We start from the raw sequence: 513 nt of genomic DNA, 5'->3' as shown, positions 1-513 counted from the left end.
GTGATCCACAACCAAGCAGAAGTAAAAACCATCCACAACATGGTGAAAGACTGGCCGGGTTTTGTGATTAAGCCAGCTCAAGGCAGCGGTGGTAAAGGTATTCTGGTGGTGACATCGCATAAAGACGGTGTGTACACCAAACCTTCTGGTGCGACAATCAACAAAGAAGAAGTGGAACGCCACATCAGTAACGCACTGGCGGGGCTGTTCTCGCTCGGCGGTAAGAACGATGTTGCCGTGGTTGAGAACTTGATTAAGTTTGATGACTGCTTCGATGGTTTCAGCTACGAAGGTGTGCCAGACGTACGTATCATCGTATTTAAAGGCTACCCTGTCATGGCGATGATGCGCTGCTCAACATCAGCGTCTGATGGTAAAGCTAACCTTCACCAAGGCGCGGTCGGCGTCGGCATTGATATCGCAACAGGCAAAGCCATTCGCGCGGTGCAATTCGACCAACCAGTAACGCACCACCCAGATACGGGTAAAGATTTATCGACTCTGCAAGTGCCT

1 protein-coding gene is annotated in these 513 nt (G+C 50.5%); it reads left to right on the top strand.

The genetic code is table 11. The features are described from left to right. On the top strand, positions 1-513 hold a 513-nt coding region (locus tag R7Q48_RS31210; protein WP_318134302.1), incomplete at both ends, for an alpha-L-glutamate ligase-like protein.

The organism is Vibrio sp. 378 (genome assembly GCF_033339435.1).
This window is presented reverse-complemented; position numbering and strand designations above follow the sequence as displayed.